Here is a 17,206-nt window from a genome sequence, read left to right as displayed (position 1 = left end):
TTGCGAACCCCCAACGCCGGCGGTACACCGATCCGCACAGCGCTGTGCAGGTCATGTTCTTCGGTGCAGGACCAGGCGGGTGGCGGCGGCGGCGGCGGCCGCCCGAGCGGCGGTGGACAGGTCGTCGGGAGGGACGCAGCACTGCAGCTCGACGGCGACGCCGGGCGGGTAGGCCGGAGCGTAGGGACCGTGGAACTCTATCCCCGGCTCCCCGGGCAGGTTGAATGACGGCGGTTGCGGATCGTCGTCCAGGCCGAGAACGGTGCGGTCGAGCATGTCGAAGATACCGTCCAGTACGCTGTCGGCCCGGGCGTGCAGGGTGAGTTCGATGTTGCGTTCCCGGGACAGGCGGCGGCTGCCGCCGACCAGCTCCTCGGCCAGGCGGCGCAGCAGTCCGGCGGCGCGCTCGCTCTGTGAGGGCCACTCGCCGCAGAGGCGGAAAACGGCCCGGTCCAGCCCGTAAAGGTCGACCTCGAGGCTGCCGCCGGCGTCGTTGAACTCCCGCCGTCCGCAGTGCCCGATCAGGGGACCGAGCAGGCCGCCGGCGCTGCGGTTGACCAGGCGGCGCAGGAACTTCTTCTTGGCCCGGGCGGCCTTGATGGCGTGTTTGACGGCCTCGACGCCGAGTTGGGCGGCGCGTTCCTCGCCGTAGAGCCCGCAGCGGTGGAGGTTGACGGCCACCCGGGAGGCGGTCAGCCCTTGGTGTCGCTCAGCGGGGCGACGCAGCACCAGGGGGCTGGTCGTCTCCAGCAGGGGGGCGGGATCGACACCGTCGGCGGGGAAGTCCAGGCCCAGGCGTCGCGGTCCGCCGCCGCGCCACTCCAGGTGCAGCCCGTCGAGGGGTATGCCGACACTCCGGTAGCGCTCCAGCCAACGGGCCAGTCGACGGTGGTAGACGGGCGGTTCCGCCGACAGGTTCTCCAGGTAGCCGCGCAGCCCCTCGACGATCAGCACCTCGCAGTAGTCGCCCAGCTCGAGCAGGTCGTCGAGGCGCTCCACTCCGGCGGCATCGACGACGAGGCGCGCCGGGCGGTTGATCGTCCAGGGCCGCTCGAGGTGCAGCTCACCCGAGTAGTGGGCGTAGGCGACGGCCTTGGGGTAATGCTTGATCAGGGCGTACTCGCCCAGCAGGGCGTTGCCGGCGACGCGCTCGACGACGGCGGGCGGGGCGATCCTCGAGGACGGCTCTTTGAAGGAGTCGGGACGACTGTGGGCGCCGTCATTGCTGACGCGGCAGCCGCGGCCCAGCAAGCCGGCGATCAACTGGATCGGCAGGGCCGCCAGCTCGACCAGCCCCTCCTCGCCGGCGTCGAGCTCGATCAGCTTGACCGCCTGGAGATAGAGGACCAGTATCAGCGGCGCCGGCAGCAGGTCGTGCCGCTCCAGGGTCTGGTGGATCTCGCCGATCAGGTGGTCGGCGATCGAGGGCGCCAGTCCGGTGACGGCGGTCAGGGTCTTGAGGTGATCGGTGCGCCGCCACTCGATCAACTCGCCGGACAGGTCGCGCACCAGGATAGCGGGACGACGCTCGGCGTCGAGCTCCAGGGTGACCTCGGGCATTTCCAGTTGCAGCAGCTCGTCGCGGCGCGGATTCCGGCGGCTGCGCCCCAGGCTCGGGCCCTGTTCCTCCTCCAGGCCGGTGCTGACGGACATCAGGCGCTGGTTCTTTTCCAGACGACGCTGGCTGCGGTAGAGAACGTAGGCCTTGGCCATCTCGATGTGACCCGTGCGCAGCAGGGTCTTGACGACGGCCTCCTCGAGCTCCTTCTCGGTAAGGATGCCCGAGCGGGTCTGCCGGCGCAGATAGACCGTGACGGCTTCGGCGACTTCGTTGGGCCAGAGGGGGTCGGTGCGGCCCACCGCCTGGGAGGCGGCCAGAATACCCGTGGCCACCCGCTCCTTGTCGTAGGGGACCAGGCGGCCGTCGGTCAGCTTGAGCAACGTCAGCGGGGTGGTCTGTTCGGTCATCTCCAGGTGGCCCGGCGGCGCGGAGCGTCCGCGCCGGATTGTCTCGTCGGCCGCCAGGCGGTTCTAGGGCGATGCAGAAGGGCTAACTCGACCAGCAAGGGTGATTTTTAGTTTAGCTGTCACATCGGGGCCTGTCAACGTAATCGGCGGCGGGCCGGGAAAAAGCGGGAGGCCGCCCGGCCCCCCGCTTCCAATCCTGAATCCTGCCGCCTCGCCGGGTTCTTTACGACTCCCGGAACAGGGTCTTGAGCAGCAGGTCGATGGCGAAGCCCAACACGCCCAGGACACCGGCGATGCCGCTGATGATCATGAAGATCCGCGGCAAACTGTAGGCCAGAAAGCCCACGCCGAGCAGGCTGCCCAGGCCCGAAAGGACCAGGGAGCCGGCATAGACCAGCAGGGAGTAGGCGGCCATCGGATAGCCCAGCCGCTGGAGGAAGCCCGCCTGGAACTTGTCACTGTGGCTGAGCAGGATCAGGGCGGTGTAGGCCAGTGTCGCACCGCTCAGCAGGCAGAAGATGAACCACATCAGGGTCGAGTCGAAGGCGTTGCTGACAGCCATCAACAGGCCGGCCAGGGCCACGCCGCCGCCGATGCGCAAAGCGCCGTTGGCCGGCAGGAACCGCTCCAGCAGGTCGCGCTTGAAGCGGCTGAGGAAAATGGTCAAGCCTCCCAGCAGCAGGGCGATCACCGGCAAGCCGTAGCCGAAGCTGCCGATCGAGGTCCGGGCCAGACCGAAGGCGTAGCCCAGCGCCTCGCCGAAGCCCGTTAAGCCGGGGCCGCCCATCATCAGCGCGCTGTAGTAGGCTTCGCTGCCGAAACGCAGGAAGGCGGCGAACATTGTGCCCACCAGACCGATGGTGAAGACGAGCTGCAGCCAGTTCTCTGACGTCAGCTTAGGTTTGTCGACCACCGGGGCGGCTGGTTCAACGGGCGGGGCGGTTGGAGGCTCGGGCTGTTCGGGGGTCGGCTGTTCCTCCGGGATCGCCTCGGGCATCGGCGGGGCCGGCTTGGGTTCGGGGCTTTCGACGGACTCCGCCCCGGCGGCCGGCTTCTGCGCCGCCTCGTCCTTCCGGGGAATCTGGTAGCCGCAGTTCATGCAGAACTTGGCGTCGTCGGGCAGTTCCTTGCCGCATTGGGGGCAGAACATCAGTCGTTGTTTCTCCAGGTTGAACCGCCGAGGGCGGTAGGTGGTTGCCAGGAAGTGCTCAGGCCGCGGGAACGATGATACCCCCTCACCGCCCGGAATGCAACAAGCAGCCGCCGGCGACGAGGACACCGCGGCGGCCCTGAACCCGGCGGACGTCAAATCTCGTGTCCGGGGGTCGAACCGTTAACAGAACCCCTCCCGACTTCGGCCGGAAGGGGTATCGCTTAGTCGACATCGTTCGTCCGGTGTTTGTCAACGCTCCGCCGCAGGGATGGTCGGGGCGAGAGGATTCGAACCTCCGACCCCCTGAACCCCATTCAGGTACGCTACCAGACTGCGCTACGCCCCGACACGCTGTTGCATCGTCCTTACCACGGAACGGAGCCGTATTGTAGCAAAACGCGCCCCGGCTGTCCAGGATAATCCAGCCGCGATTAGACCGCCTCCAAAGCGCGGTCCATGTCGGCGATCAGGTCGTCCGGGTCCTCGAGGCCGACGGCCACGCGGACCAGGCCCGGTGTAATGCCGTACCGCAGTTGCTCCTCGGGCTCCATGGTGGAGTGGGTCATGCTGGCTGGATGCTCTATCAGGGTGGCGCAGTCGCCCAGCGAGACGGCGACGACCATCATCGCGACGTTGTTGATCAGCCGGGCGCCGGCCTCGACACCGCCGACGACCTCGAAGGAGAGCACGCCGCCGGGACCGCGCATCTGCTTCTGCGCCGTCGCGTAGCCCGGATGGCAGTCCAGGCCCGGATAGAGCACTCGCTCGACCTTGGGGTGATTGAGCAGGAACTCGGCCAGGACCATGGCGTTGGACTGGGAGCGCTGGACCCGCAGGTGCAGGGTCTTCAAGCCGCGCAACAGCAGCCAGCTCTGGAAGGGGGCCATGATCCCGCCGATGTCGGTGCGCCATTCCCGGGCCTCGTCGATGAACTCCTGCGAGCCGACGTAGCAGCCGCTGACGGCGTCGCCGTGGCCGCTGACGTACTTGGTGCAACTGTGCAGCACCACGTCGGCGCCCAGCTCCAGGGGCTGCTGCAGCACCGGGGTGGCGAAGGTGTTGTCGACGCAGAGCAGGCTGCCCCGGGAGTGCGCCAACTCGGCGGCGGCGGCGATGTCCGTCACCGCCAGGGTCGGGTTGGCCGGCGTCTCGAAGAAGATCAATTTGGTGTCCTCACGCAGCGCCCGCTCGATGTTGCCGAGATCCGTGGTGTCGACGAAATCGACTTCGACGCCCATCTGCGGCAGCAGGTTGCGGAACAGGGCGAAGGTACCGCCGTAGATGGTGTCCGAGCTGACGATGTGACCACCGTGGGCCACCTGCAGGCAGAGATTGTGCGTGGCGGCGATGCCCGAGGCGAAGGCCAACCCGGCCTCGGCGCCCTCGAGGACCGCCATCTTGCGCTCGAAGGTGTCCACAGTCGGATTGGACAGCCGGCTGTAGATGTAGCCGTCGGCCTCGCCCTGGAAGCAGGCCGCGCCGTGCTCGGCGGACTGGAAGGCGAAGGTCGATACCTGGTAGATCGGGGTGCTCACCGCGCCGGTGCGCTCGTCGGGGTGGTCGCCGCCGTGAACGCAGCGCGTGTCCAGGGACGTTTCCATGTCGTGGTCTGCCATCGGCTGGGGCCTCCTTGTCGCCATTGCTACAGCGGGGTCGAAATCCAAGGGGCGATTATAGACCCCGTCCGGAGCAATGTAAATCCCGGCGGCGTCCTGCTCGCCGAAGGCCGTCCTCAGCGGTTGTCACGGGTTCGAACCCCGCGCCCGACGCCGCATCGGCGCCGCAGCGCCGTGCCGGTTCCGGCAGCGGCTTGACCGACACCGCGGCGTTGATGCCTGGAAGAAAAACGAGGGAGGCGCGTCGGCGCCTCCCTCGTAAAACGGGGTCCGGGTTATTGGGAGATGACTTTCTGGAATAGCTCGTCGAAGCGGGTGTAGAGGCTGTGGCCCGGCGGCGCCCAACTGAAATAGACGTTGAGGATCTCGAGGGCTTTGTCGTTGTCGTCCAGGGCGTTGGCCAATACGGCGCCGTTGTAGAGGGCCTGGACGTGGCGGGGGTTGATCTCGATGGTCTGTTCGAAGTAGTTGAGGGCCGTATCGTATTCCTTGTTGTCCCAGGCGGCGCGACCGAGCTGGAAAAAGGCCTCGTCGCAGATATCGGTGATCTCGATGATCCGGGCCCAGGTGTCCAGGGCCTCGGCGGGCTGCTCGAGACGGCCCTGGGTGGTGGCGACGCTGATCCAGCCGTCGACGTAGCCGGGGTCGACCTCGACGCTCTTCTGGTAATACTCGAGGGCCTTCTGATAATACTCGTTGGCCAGGGCGGCGTCGGTCTTGTTCTTGATCAGGCTCGAATCACCCAGCTCCCAATCCTCTTCGGGCGGTTCGTTGAGATACTCGATGTTCTGGGTAATGGTCGAGGCGGCGTTGAAGTAGGCGTTGCCGCGGCGCAGCCAGGCGAGCTGATTGTTGGCGCCTTCCTCGATGTCGGTGGCCTTCTCCAGAATCTCGAAGGCCCGTTCGTACTGCTTCTCGGCGTAGAGGACCTTGCCGAACTCGACCAGAGTGATAAAGAAGTTGGGGTCCTTTTCCATCGCCCGCTCGAAGAAGGCGATCATCTTGCCCGAGTGGCCGCCGGTGATGGCTTCGGCCATCCAGCGGTAGGCCTCGAGGTTGTCGGTCAGCGGCTCGGACCAGTAGCCTTCCGTTCCCGGGCGGGGAAAGAGGCCGAACTCATCCATGATCGTCCGGCTGATCTCCCGGGAGAGGGCGGGCAGCTCGTCGTAGGTGCCCTCGAAGTCGAAGGAGGCCAACACGTCGAAGGGCGGATCGGCCCGGCGGACCTCGATGGTGGCGGTTACCACGGGGATGTCGGGTTTGTTGAAGGAGCCCGTGATCATGTAGTCGGCGTTGAAGACGGTGTTCAGACCACTGGCCTCGTTGACGTTGAGAGAAACGTTCTCCAGCTTGGCCTGCTGGATGGCGGTGTCGCGGTCGGCGTCGTTGAGGGCCTGGTAGAGCTGCTGAAACTTGTAGAGCAGGTTGGAACGCTCGATGATCCAGACGTTGGAGCTCTGCATCAGGTCGTAGTTGACGCTGAGGGCGATGGCGGCGCCGATCCAGTCCACGCGGCGCTTGACCGGCAGGTCGCTTTCCGGGTCGGTGTAGGTTTCGTCCCGGTAGGGGAACTCACTGTAAAGATCGAAGATCAGCCATTTGGTCATCCGGCCTTCCCCGACGGTCTCGGCGGGGGCTTCGACGGCGACGGCTTCGGTGTCGGTTTTATCGGCGGGATCCGCCTCTTGGGCTAATGCACCCAGCACGAGCAGGCTGATCAGGACCAGGATAATCCGTTTAGACATGACTACTCCTTCGAAAGGGCGGATCGCGATTGTCGGCGACGGCCCGGTGCTGCGGTTCCCCAACCCCGGGCGCACTGCTGTGGAAGCGTTTCTACCGCCGTTGATGCGGGGTGGGGTATTGGGTGGATACGCAGGGGCCGCGGGTCGGGTTCCAAACCGGTGTTGGAGCAAAGGTCGCTGGGCGGCGGCCCGGCAGATCGAGCCGGAGCGACGACCCCGGGGCGTTCGGAGCTGCGCTTCCGGACCGCTTTTTGAGTTCGTCGCTTCAGGGTAAATCAGCCAATATCTTACGGGTGGGTCTGTGATATGTCAAGGGGGCCGCCGGCCGATTAGCCCGGCGCGGTGCAGCATCGACCACCCGGCGTCGCTCCGTCATGGGGCGTCCGCCGGGCGGCTGAGGAGAAAGGGGGTTTGTGTCGATCGCGATCCGGCCGGCTCAGGAATCCGTCGCCGGCAGCTCGGCGAGCCGACGATCGATCTCGGCGACGGTGCGCTCGTCGCCGGCCTCGACGGCGGTTTCCCGGGCCCGTTCCCAGGCCCGGCGGGCTTTGTCTTGATCCTTGGCCGCCGCTGCGGGATCATGGTTTTCGATGGCCAGGGCGAAGGCGGCGAAGACATCGCCGGAGCGGATGCGAATCTCGGTGCGCAGGTCGTCTTCGGCCTGCTGGATCGCCGCCCCCAGCGCCACCACGGCTTCGTTGCGCAGCTCGCGCAGCCGCTCGGGCTCCAGGGTTTCCTCCGTCTCCAGCAGGAAGGCCTCGCTGGCGCCCAGCAGCAGGGGCACCCGGCTCTGACCGCTCAGTCCCTGGGCCTCGTGGACCGCCGACCAGATCCACTCCGGCCGCTGGTGTTCGCGCCCCAGCTCGAGCAGGATGAAGGCCGCCTCGAGCCGTGTCCCGCTGTCGGCATCCCCCAGCAGGCCGTAGAGACTGTCGACGGCCTCCCCGAGACGCTCGTCGGCCAGGGCCAGTCGGACGGCGTTGAGCCGGTAAGTGTAGACCAGGGGCTCGTTGCCCGGATCGACGGACAGCGCCAGGCCGTAGAGGTCGTCGGCGGCCTCGTAGTCTCCGACCCGGGTCAGGGCGTAGGCGGCCTCGCCGGCCAGGGCGACGACCCGCGCCGGACTCTCGCTTTCCTGCAGGGCGCGTTCGAGATACCGCTGTCCCAAATCGATATCGACTAGTTCGGCGAAGGCCAGTTCGGCGGCGGAAAGATAGGGGGTGGGGGCGTTCTCGTCGACGAGGAGGTTGTCGATGCGCTGCCGGGCCAAACGGGCGGCTTCCTCGCTTTCCGGAGCCCCGCGGATGACGGCTTCGGCCACCCGGCCCTGGGCGGCAGTCTGCAGGGCCTCGAGCTGGTTCTGGGCGTAACGGCGCAGCTCCTCGGTCTCGGCCAGCTCGAGGGCCCGCTCCAGCCAGGCGGCGGCGCTGGTGTAAGCGCCGCTCTGCCGGGACAGGTCGGCCAGCTTGACCGCGGCGTAGGCCTGGCTGAGTTCTTCGGCGCCGGCGTCCTCGGGCAGGGGGGCCTCCAGGACCCGACGCCAGAGATCGCCCGCCGCCGCGTACAGGCCGTAGCGACCGAGGGTCTCGGCCAGGTCCGCCAGCAGGCGCTCCCGGGGCATCTCCGCGGCGCCCCACTCGAACAGGCCGGCCAGTTCCTCGTAAGCGTTGCGGTAATCGTAGACCAGTTGGGGTACGCCCTCGTCGGGTCGCTTGACGTAGGAGCCGGCGGCTTCCCGGTAATCCACCAGGGCGTTCCAGGCCGCCAGCCTGCTCTCCCCCGCAGCGGAACTCGAGGAGGCGACCGCGGTGAAAACGGCGGCGGCCTCGGCCAGTCGGCCCAGGTCGTGCAGACACAAGGCCCGGGCCATAGGGACTTGGAGATGCGCCGGAGCGTCATCCACGTTGTTGAAAAGCTCCAGGGCCAGGCCCTGGTCACCACCCGCCGCCCAGAGATAGGCCAGGGAGGACTGTCGCAGTGCCGAGGAGCGGGCCTCGGCGTCGAGGATCTCTTCCATCAGCACCGCGGCCTCGAGATAGTTCTCGCCGCGGATCAGACTCACCAAACGCTCGTACTGGGCGGGCTCGCCCAGCCCCAGATCGGAGAAGACCAGATTGCGCGCCTTCTGGACGTAGAAGGCGTGGCCCTGCATGGCCGCGGCGGCAACACCGGGAACCATAACCAAGACCGCAACTGCCAGCACCAAACCGCGAATGCGCATCCTAATCCACTCCCTCTGCGTCGTAATCACTGACCGTCAGGCGACCGGCGCCGAGATCGATTTCGCCGACATAGGCCGCGACGAAGGGCACCAACCACTCCTCTCCGTCTTCGCAACGGACGACCAGCACGTCGTTGGCCACCCCGGCACCGGCCTGTAGACCCTCGACCACGCCGACGGTCGCGCCGGAGCCATCGATCACCTTCAGGCCGACGAGTTGGTACTCGTAGTAGACACCGGCCGGATTCTGCGGCAGCTCCGCCGCCGACACACTCACCAGGCCGCCGCTGTAGGCTTTGGCCGCCTCGGGGCTGTCCACACCCGCCAACCGCAGGTACAGGCGACCCCCGCCGTCTTCGCGCCAACCGGCGACGTCACGGCTACGACCGTCGACGACCACACGGTCGAACCGCTGGTAGAACTCCAGCCCGCCCTCGTTGAAAGGCCGGAAAAGCTGCTCGCCGCGCAGCCCCCAGGGGCGGCCGATTTTACCGATCTCGATGAATTCATCAACCATGTTTCCTCCATTCTAGGGCAGGGCGGGTTCCATTTCCATAAAAAAACGCCGCGGCGGGAGACCTGCGGACGATAACCTCTATCGAGTTGCAATCCACCGAGACCGCTCGAGGCCGGAACCGGCACGGTTTTTGCAGCTCGGCGACCGTTAATGACGATCTTAACGGTTCGCCTCCGCAAAAACCGTGCCGGTTCCGGCCCGCGGCAATCGGGTTTGCCCCGGTCAGGTTCGCAGGTCTCCCGCTGCGACGAGGGGCGCGCTCAGGCGCGCCCCTCGTCGGCGATCGGTACGCGGCGGAAGGGGGGGCTAGATAACGCCGATCCGCTTGAGGATGTTGCGAACCTGATTGGAGGGCGTGGCGCCTTTTTCGAGCCACCGTCGGGCCGCTTCCTGGTCGACCTCCATCGTACTGGGCTCGGTTCGGGGGTTGTAGTGACCGATTTCTTCGATCACCTTGCCGTCACGTTTATGGCGGCTGTCGGCGACGACGATGCGGTAGGTCGGCTGGTTGGCCTGGCCGTAGCGTTTGAGACGGATAACGGTAGCCAAAGCGTGCTCCTTGCCTTGGGTTGGGTGCGGGGGACGCGGCGTTGAGGCCGTCGTTAAAAGCGGGGCGTATTCTACGATAGCGGTGCGGCCACGTCAAGCGTTCCGGCGTGGAGTGTTGACTTACCGGCCCCGGGACCGCTATTATGCCCTAAGAATGCTCCTCCGCCGCCCCCAGTCGCGCCGTTTCAGCCCGAGGAAAGCAATGACCACCGTACCCCGTCGTCTGCCCCTGATCCTGCTGCTGGTCGCATTCTGTCTGGGCGCCGCGGCTAGTGAAATCGCCCTGCGGGCGGCCGCCGATCCGGCGCGACTGGAGGATCCCGTCGCCCTCGAGGGTCTCGAGGATCCCCTGTTCGCCCAGCGGGCCTGGCGGGCCTATCTGGCCGGCGAGAAGCCGGAGGTTCTGTTGGAGCGGGTGCGGGATCGTCTGCCGACGGCGGACGACGAATCGACGGCGGCCTTGGCCGAGCTGGCCGGCTTGATCCATCAGGGACGGGGCGAGTTCGGTGAGGCCTTCGCCGCCTTTGCGGTCTATTTGCGTTCAGCTCCGGGTCGGGATGAGAACCCCCTCTACCTGGAGCGCCTGCACCTGCTGGCCGGCGAGTTCCCGGGCGGTTGGACGCGGTTGGAGGGTGTCTGCGGGGAGCTGTACGCCGACCCCCGGCAGAGCGCCGAGCTGCGCGCCCGGGCCGGTGAGCTCTTGCTGGAGACGGCGCGTCGCGCCGGGGAGGCCCGCCGCGCAAGTGAGCTGGCCGACGAGCTGGGCTATCTGAGCGATCTGCTGTTCCTGGGGCCCTTCGACAACGAGAACCAGGCCGGCTTCGAGGCGGTTTACGGCCCCGAGGTCGACGGTCGGGTGGACCCGGCCGCCCGCTATCAGGGCAAGCGCAGCGAGGTCGGCTGGCGCGGGCTGCCCCGGCCGGAGTTCGAGCTGGCCGAGGGCTCCCTGGCGCCCCGTTACGGCCCCTTGCGCTTGTCGGCGATCAGCTATCCCAACAGCCAGGTCTGCGGCTATCTGGCCGGCTGGCTCCGCGTCGACGAGCGCCGCGAGGTTTTCGTCCGGCTGGGCGCCATCGGGGCCTACAAGCTGTGGATCGATGGTGCCGAGGTCGCCGCCGCCGACCTCTACCGCTCCCGCTGCCACCCGGACACCGCGACGGTGGGCGTGGTGCTGGAGCCGGGCTGGCACGAAGTGCTGGTCAAGACCTGTTGCGACGTCGGCGGCTGGGAGGTCCGGTTGCGTCTGACCGACACCGCCGGCGAGCCGCTGCATCTCGAGCACCGCGCCCGGCCCCCGGCGGGTTGGCGTCGCGGCGACGCTCCGGAGTTCTCGGCCCCGCCGGCGGACCATTACACCCGCCTCGAAGAGCTGGCTGAGAACGGCAACCCCCTGGCCCTCTACTACCTGGGGCACCTGGAGGTCGTTCAGCGCCGTCACGACAACGATGAGCATTACCCTCGCGATCTTTTCAAACAGGCCGTCGACGGTTTCGCGGCCGCCGGGGCGAACTGGGCGCCGGCCCTTTACGAGTACGGCCTGTACGAGATCGACTTCAACCTGGCCCGCGAGGCCTACCTGAGCGCCCTGGAGGCCGACCCGGCCCACGTCGAATCCTACATCGCCCTCTGCGACCTCTACGACACCCTGCAGCGTCCCGACGAGGTCCTCGATTACGCGGCCCGCGGGCTGGAGTACAATCCGGTATGCTTGCAACTGTTGCTCTACCGGGAACGCCAACTGGCCGCCAAGGAATACCAGCTCGAGCGCACCGCCGTCCTCGACGAGCTGCTGGAACTGCACCCCGATTACGTTCCGGCCCTCGAGGATCGGGCGGCCCTCTACGCCGGCCGGGCCGGGGTCGAGGAACGCACCGCCGTCTACCGCCGCCTGCTGGCCGGTAACGCCTACGACGACGGTGGTTTGAGCGGGCTCTACCGCCTGCTGGTCAAGATCGGCCGTCTGGACGAGGCCTGCTCCCTGCTGGCCGACAGCCGACCCTTGCAGCCCCTGGAGCTCTGGCCGCTGCGCTACCGGGCCGAGGACCTGGCCGACCACGGCCGCTACGCCGAGGCCGCCGGGATCTACGCCCGGGCCCTGGAGCTGCGTCCCGACGACGCCGAGCTGCTGGCCCGGCGCGGCGCCTGTCTCTGGGAACTGGAGCGCCGCGACGAGGCCCTCGCCCTCTGGGACCGGGCCCTGGAGATTCAACCCAACCTGACCTGGGTGGCCGATTACCGCCGCACCCTGGAGCAGGGGCCGGCCGTCGAGCAGTTCGACGACCCCTTCGCTTACGACGTCTACGAGCTGATCGACGCCTGGGAGGAACAGGATCCCGAGGCCGCCGCCGAGTATCTGCTGGACCAGGAGGTCATCAAGGTCAACTCCGACGGCACCTCGAGCCGCGTCGTCCACCGGGTCATCAAGCTCAAACGACCCGAGGCGTTGCAGGATTTCGGCTACGGCTACTTCACCTACATCCCCGACGAGGAGACCTACGAGGTCCGTCACATGCGCGTCATCCGCGGCGACGGCACCGAGCTCGAGGCCACGGACTTCGGCGAGTACTCGCGCTCCGACGTCGAGAGCCGGATGTACCACGACGAGTACACCCGCTACGCCCCGCTGCCCGGGATCGAGGTCGGCGCCGTCATCGACATCGAATACCGCATCGACCAGGTCGGCGAGAATATCTACCAGGGCAACTTCTCCGATATCTTCGTCTTCGGCAACTACGAGCCGACGATGCTCAGCGAGTACATCGTCCTGACCCCGGCCGATTACCCCCTCTACAGCCATCTGCAGAACGGCGCCGGTGTCGAGATCCTCGACGGGGCCGACGCAGCCGCCGACCAGCGGGTGATCCGCCGCCGGGCCGAGAAGCTGCCCCGGATCAAGAACGAGCCCTACGCCCCGCCCCTGGCCGAGCTGCTGCCGCTCAATGTGGTCAGCAATTTCAACAGTTGGTCCGAGCTGGGCCGCTGGTGGTGGCGGCTGTCCGCCGAAACCCTGGAGCCCGACGCCGCGGTCCGCGGGTTGGCCGCCGAGCTGACCGCCGACGCCGAAACCCCTTTCGCGAAGCTGACGGCGATCTACGACTACGTCACCAGCGAGATCCGCTATGTGGCCATCCTGCTGGGTATCGGCGGCTGGAAGCCCCTGGACAACGAGCGCTGCCTCAACGCCGGCTACGGCGACTGCAAGGCCACCGCGGCGCTGATGATCTCTTTGCTGGATGCCGTCGGCATCGAGGCCTATCCGGTCTTCGTCCGCACCCAGGGTCTCGGACGGCTGGACTGGGAGCAGCCGGCCATCGGCCTGTTCAATCACATGATCTGCAGCGTACCCTTCCAGGACGGCATCGGCCCGGAGCAGTTGCGCACCCGGATGAGCGACGAGCTCGTCGCCGCCCTCGACGGCCGCCTGTTCCTCGACGGCATCGCCGAATACCACGCCTGGTGGGAGCTGCCCCAGATGGACCAGGGCTGCGAGGTCTACGTCTGCGACGAGGACGGCGGCTACTTCGCCGAGATCCCCCTCTACCCGCCCGAGGACAACTTCCTCATCTCGCGCACCCGCCTGGAGCTCGATGAAACGGGAACCGCCGTCGGCCATCGCGAGCTGGAGTACGGGGCCAACCATAGCTCCCAGCGCCGCCGGGACTACCAGCAGCCCGAACGCCAGCAGACCAATCTGGAGAGCTACTGGAACCAGCGCTACCCCGGAGCCGAGATCAGCGAGATCAACCTCTCGGACATGGACGATCTGTCGACCAACGTCGAGTTCGCCTACGATCTGCGCCTCCCGGGTCTGGCGCGGGTCGATGACGGCGCCCTGAGCTTCGCCAGCCACCTGCACCTCGATAAGCTGGCCCAGGTCTACGGCTCCCTCTCCGAGCGTCGCTACCCCCTGCGGCTGGACAAGCGCTGGCGCCAGACGACCACGGTCGAGTTCCTCCCGCCCGACGGCTACAACCCCGCCGGCCTGCCCGACGACGTTCATCTGGAGATCACCGGCGATGACGGTGCAATCGCCGCCGCCTTCGACTGCACCTACGAGTTCACCGACGGCGTCCTGCGGGTCACCGATCGTCTGGTCATCGACGATCCCAGCTTCGACCCCGCGGCCTACCAGGAGTTGCGCGCCTTCCTGGCCGCCTACGACCGCGCCCAGCTCCAGGTCCTCACCGTCGTCGAGGACTAGTCAACTTTTCAGTCAACCGCGCAACCCGGAGGAATCCATGCCTCGACGCTTCCCCGTCCTCCTGCTGATGATCCCCGCCCTGCTGCTGTGCAACTGCGGCGGTTACGAGCGGGCCGTCTATCTGGGAGTCCTCGGCCCGGAAACCGGCAGCTATGAAGCCTTCGGAGTGGAGGGCTACCGCGGCGCCGATTTGGCCGTCCGGGCCGTGGCCAAGCGCGGCCTGACTGACGAGGAGCTCAAGTACCAGACCTTGCACTACGACGGCGGCGAGGATCTCGAGGTTCTCGAGCGGCTCTTCCGCCGGCTGGTCGAGGTCGACGGTGTTTCGGCAATCGTCTTCACCGACCCGCGGCCCGCGGCCGTCCGGCTGGCCGGCCGCCTGTCGACGGAGCTCGAAACGGCCACCCTGCTGGTCGCCGACACCCTCAACACCTCGGCCGAACTCGAGGCGCCCCACCTCTACAACCTGACCGTCCCCTTCACCGAGCTGATCCCGCGGATCGTCGAGGTGGCCGACGAGTGGGCGATGATGGACAAGGTGGCTCTGATCAACGACTCGCCGCCGCTGTACGAGCTCTACCGGCCCCTGTATCTCGCCGAGCTCGAACGCCGCGAGGAGCTGACCTTCACCGAGCTGACGATCTCCTTCACCGAACAGGATTACCAGACGGCGGCCTTCCAGCTCCTGGCCGAGGATTATGACGGCGTGATCGTCAACGGCGGCGCCGACTGCCTGGTCGAGCTGCTGCAGGCCTGCGCCGAGTTGACCTACCATCCGGCCTTCGTGGCCCCCGTCCACGCCAAGCCGGCGCGCCTGGAGCTGCCCGAACTCTACATCCTGGACGAGGGCTACTTCGTCGGCGGTTTCGCCGTCAGTGATGAGCGGGCCCTGGCCGTCTCCTTCGCCGAGCGTTACCGGGCCAACGTCGGCTACCGCCCCGGCCCCGTCGGAGCCGCGGCCTACGACGCCGCCCGCCTGGCCCGCCGGGCCGTGGCCCGGGCCGACTCCGCGGAGGCTCCCCGGGTTGCCGGCGCCCTGGCCGCCCTCGACAGCTTCGAGGGCCTGATGGGTGATTACGACCTGGAGAACCCGCCGCACCGTTCCTTCGTCGAAGCCACCGTTCCCGCGGCCACCGGGGTGCGCACCGAGCTGGTCGAGGAGGCGCCGTTGTTGTCCCTCGAATTCCTCGATGACGAAGCCGTCGTCGACAGACCCAGCGCCCTGAGCGTCCCCAACGCCGATGAACTAGCCTTGACGCCGGCCGAGGAGGACGCCGACGGGGAAACCGGTGAGTAAGGCCTTCAAGGCAAGGCTCCTGCGGCGGCGTGAGCCCGCCGCGGGTATCGTCGAGCTGATCCTGACGGCGCCGGAGCCCCTGGACGCCGTTCCCGGCCAGTTCGTCGAGGCGGTCTGCGGCGGCGGCACCCTGCTGCGCCGGCCCTTCTCCCTGGCCGGGGTGGCGGGCGACGAGTTCCGCCTAGTCGTCCGCGTCGTCGGTCCGGGCACGGCCGCCCTGGCCGCCCTGGAACACGGAGACGAACTCGATTGCCTTGGACCGCTGGGAAAACGCCGGGAGCCCAACCCGGCGGGCCGACGCCTGCTGCTGGTCGGCGGCGGCATCGGCGTCCCTCCGCTTCTCTTCTTCCTCGAGTGTTTACGCAACCGGGCGGCCGACGTCGAACTCCTCCTCGGCGCCGCCGGGGCCGCCGAGCTGACCGGCTACCTGTCGCTGCTGCCCGACGGCGTCACGGCCCGGCAGGCCACCGACGACGGTTCCCAGGGCCGCTGTGGACCGGTGACCGAGCTGCTCCGGGAAGCCCTGGGTGAACCCGGACCACCGCCCGTCGTCACGGCCTGCGGACCGTCGGCCATGCTGGACTGCGTCGCCGGGATGTGCGACGCGAGCGAAACCGAGTGCTGGCTGCTGCTCGAAGCCCTGATGGGCTGCGGCACCGGACTCTGCCGGGGCTGCGCCGTCCCCGCCGCCGACGGCGGCTACAGAATGGTCTGCGAGGACGGTCCCCTGTTCCGCGCCGAGGAACTCGCTTGGCCCTTACCCTCCACGCCGCACTCGATATCTCTAGCCGCCGAGCGTCCGGCTCCCGAGAACGCCCTGCGCGTCACATTGGGACCTCTTTACCTGCCCACACCGGTGGTGACGGCCTCGGGCACCTGCGGCAACGGCGGCGAGCTCCACCAGCTCAACGGCCTGGACGGCGTCGGCGCCCTGACGACCAAAACGGTCACCCTCGAACCCCGCCCCGGCAACCCGCCGCCCCGGATCTGCGAGACCCCGGCCGGGATGCTCAACTCCATCGGTCTGGCCAACGTCGGTCTGGAGGCCTTCCTGGAGCGCGAGTTGCCCCGAACCCTCGAACTGGTCCAACAGGCCCGCTCCACCCCCGCCGAGCTCCCCCTGGTGATCGTCAACATCGGTGGCTCGACCAGCGAAGACTACGTCGAGGCCGCCCGGCGACTGGACGCCTTCAGTGCCGCCCACCACGGACCGGCCGCCCTCGAACTCAACGTCAGTTGCCCCAACGTGCGCCGCGGCGGGCTGCAGTTCGGCACCGACCCCGCCGTTCTGGCCGAGCTGGTCGGACGGGTGCGCCGCGTCGTCGACAATCTGCCCCTGTTCGTCAAGCTGACGCCCAACGTCACCGACATCGTCACGCCGGCCCTGGCCGCCGTCGAGGCCGGCGCCGACGGCCTGACCGCCGCCAACACCCTGCTCGGTCTGCGGATCGATCCCGCGACCTCACGACCCATGTTGGGCAACGGCCTCGGCGGACTCTCCGGTCCCGCCGTGCGTCCCGTCGCCGTGCGGTTGGTACACCAGCTCCGCCGCGCCCTGCCCCGCATCCCGCTCGTCGGCCTGGGCGGCGTCGATGACTGGTCCGGCGCCGCCGAACACCTTATCGCAGGCGCCGACGCCGTCGGCGTCGGCACGGCCAGCTTCTACCGGCCTGACACCCCGCGGCGGATCTGCAACGGACTGCGTCGCCTGCTCCAACAACGCAAGATGAGCAAGCTCAACGAACTCCACGGCAGCCTGCGGATGCCGCAGGCCTGAGTCGGCAAGCGCCCGTCGAAAACAACCGCCGCCGGCGCCAGCCGATTTCCACAACCGCTCCGCCGGAACCGGCACGGTTTTTGCGGAGGCGGGGCGTTAAGATCGTCAGTAACGGCCGCCGAGATGCAAAAACCGTGCCGGTTCCGGCGGCCGCATTTCCGT

The 17,206-nt window shown here is 67.8% G+C and carries 10 protein-coding genes and 1 tRNA gene; 3 read left to right on the top strand and 8 right to left on the bottom strand.

The genetic code is table 11. From position 1 onward, the window contains the following. Positions 1-51 precede the first annotated feature (51 nt). The 8 genes from GF399_06970 to rpsP all read right to left on the bottom strand — a co-directional run bounded on the left by GF399_06970 (position 52) and on the right by rpsP (position 9,769). Positions 52-1,968 (bottom strand): hypothetical protein, encoded by a 1,917-nt coding sequence (locus GF399_06970; protein MBD3400057.1) that lies wholly within the window; start codon positions 1,966-1,968, stop codon positions 52-54. Positions 1,969-2,191: 223 nt separating this feature from the next. Beyond that, positions 2,192-3,118: a zinc-ribbon domain-containing protein gene (locus GF399_06965; GenBank protein MBD3400056.1), complete on the bottom strand. Its 927-nt coding sequence runs from the start codon at positions 3,116-3,118 to the stop codon at positions 2,192-2,194. Positions 3,119-3,390: 272 nt separating this feature from the next. Then, positions 3,391-3,467: transfer RNA gene (locus GF399_06960), tRNA-Pro, on the bottom strand. A gap of 85 nt (positions 3,468-3,552) precedes the next feature. Continuing rightward, positions 3,553-4,737, bottom strand: a complete 1,185-nt coding sequence (locus GF399_06955; protein MBD3400055.1) for an aminotransferase class I/II-fold pyridoxal phosphate-dependent enzyme — start codon at positions 4,735-4,737, stop codon at positions 3,553-3,555. Between the two features lie 275 nt (positions 4,738-5,012). Then, positions 5,013-6,482, bottom strand: a complete 1,470-nt coding sequence (locus GF399_06950; GenBank protein ID MBD3400054.1) for a tetratricopeptide repeat protein — start codon at positions 6,480-6,482, stop codon at positions 5,013-5,015. Positions 6,483-6,918: 436 nt separating this feature from the next. Next, entirely contained in the window at positions 6,919-8,703 is a 1,785-nt protein-coding gene (locus tag GF399_06945; protein ID MBD3400053.1) for a hypothetical protein, read from the bottom strand. Position 8,704: 1 nt separating this feature from the next. Then, a complete protein-coding gene (gene rimM / locus GF399_06940; GenBank protein ID MBD3400052.1) occupies positions 8,705-9,220 on the bottom strand; it encodes a 16S rRNA processing protein RimM in 516 nt (171 codons plus the stop codon). Positions 9,221-9,526: 306 nt separating this feature from the next. Then, entirely contained in the window at positions 9,527-9,769 is a 243-nt protein-coding gene (rpsP, locus tag GF399_06935; protein MBD3400051.1) for a 30S ribosomal protein S16, read from the bottom strand. 202 nt (positions 9,770-9,971) lie between these two features. Here rpsP and GF399_06930 point away from each other — a divergent pair, with 202 nt between their 5' ends. From GF399_06930 to GF399_06920, 3 genes are all read left to right on the top strand, one after another. Beyond that, the gene (locus tag GF399_06930; protein ID MBD3400050.1) at positions 9,972-13,970 is read left to right on the top strand and encodes a DUF3857 domain-containing protein; all 3,999 of its coding nucleotides are present in this window, start codon (positions 9,972-9,974) and stop codon (positions 13,968-13,970) included. Continuing rightward, on the top strand, positions 13,786-15,267 hold the full coding sequence (locus GF399_06925) for an ABC transporter substrate-binding protein (GenBank protein MBD3400049.1): 1,482 nt from the start codon (positions 13,786-13,788) through the stop codon (positions 15,265-15,267). Before GF399_06930 ends, GF399_06925 begins: the two co-directional genes overlap by 185 nt. A gap of 706 nt (positions 15,268-15,973) precedes the next feature. Then, positions 15,974-17,044 carry a dihydroorotate dehydrogenase gene (locus GF399_06920; GenBank protein MBD3400048.1) on the top strand — a complete coding sequence of 357 codons (1,071 nt, stop codon included), beginning with the start codon at positions 15,974-15,976 and terminating at the stop codon, positions 17,042-17,044. Positions 17,045-17,206: the final 162 nt, after the last annotated feature.

It is taken from the genome of Candidatus Coatesbacteria bacterium (assembly GCA_014728225.1).
GTDB lineage: Bacteria > RBG-13-66-14 > RBG-13-66-14 > RBG-13-66-14 > RBG-13-66-14 > WJLX01.
Note: the sequence above shows the minus strand (reverse complement) of the source record. Positions and strands in the feature narration are given on the sequence as shown.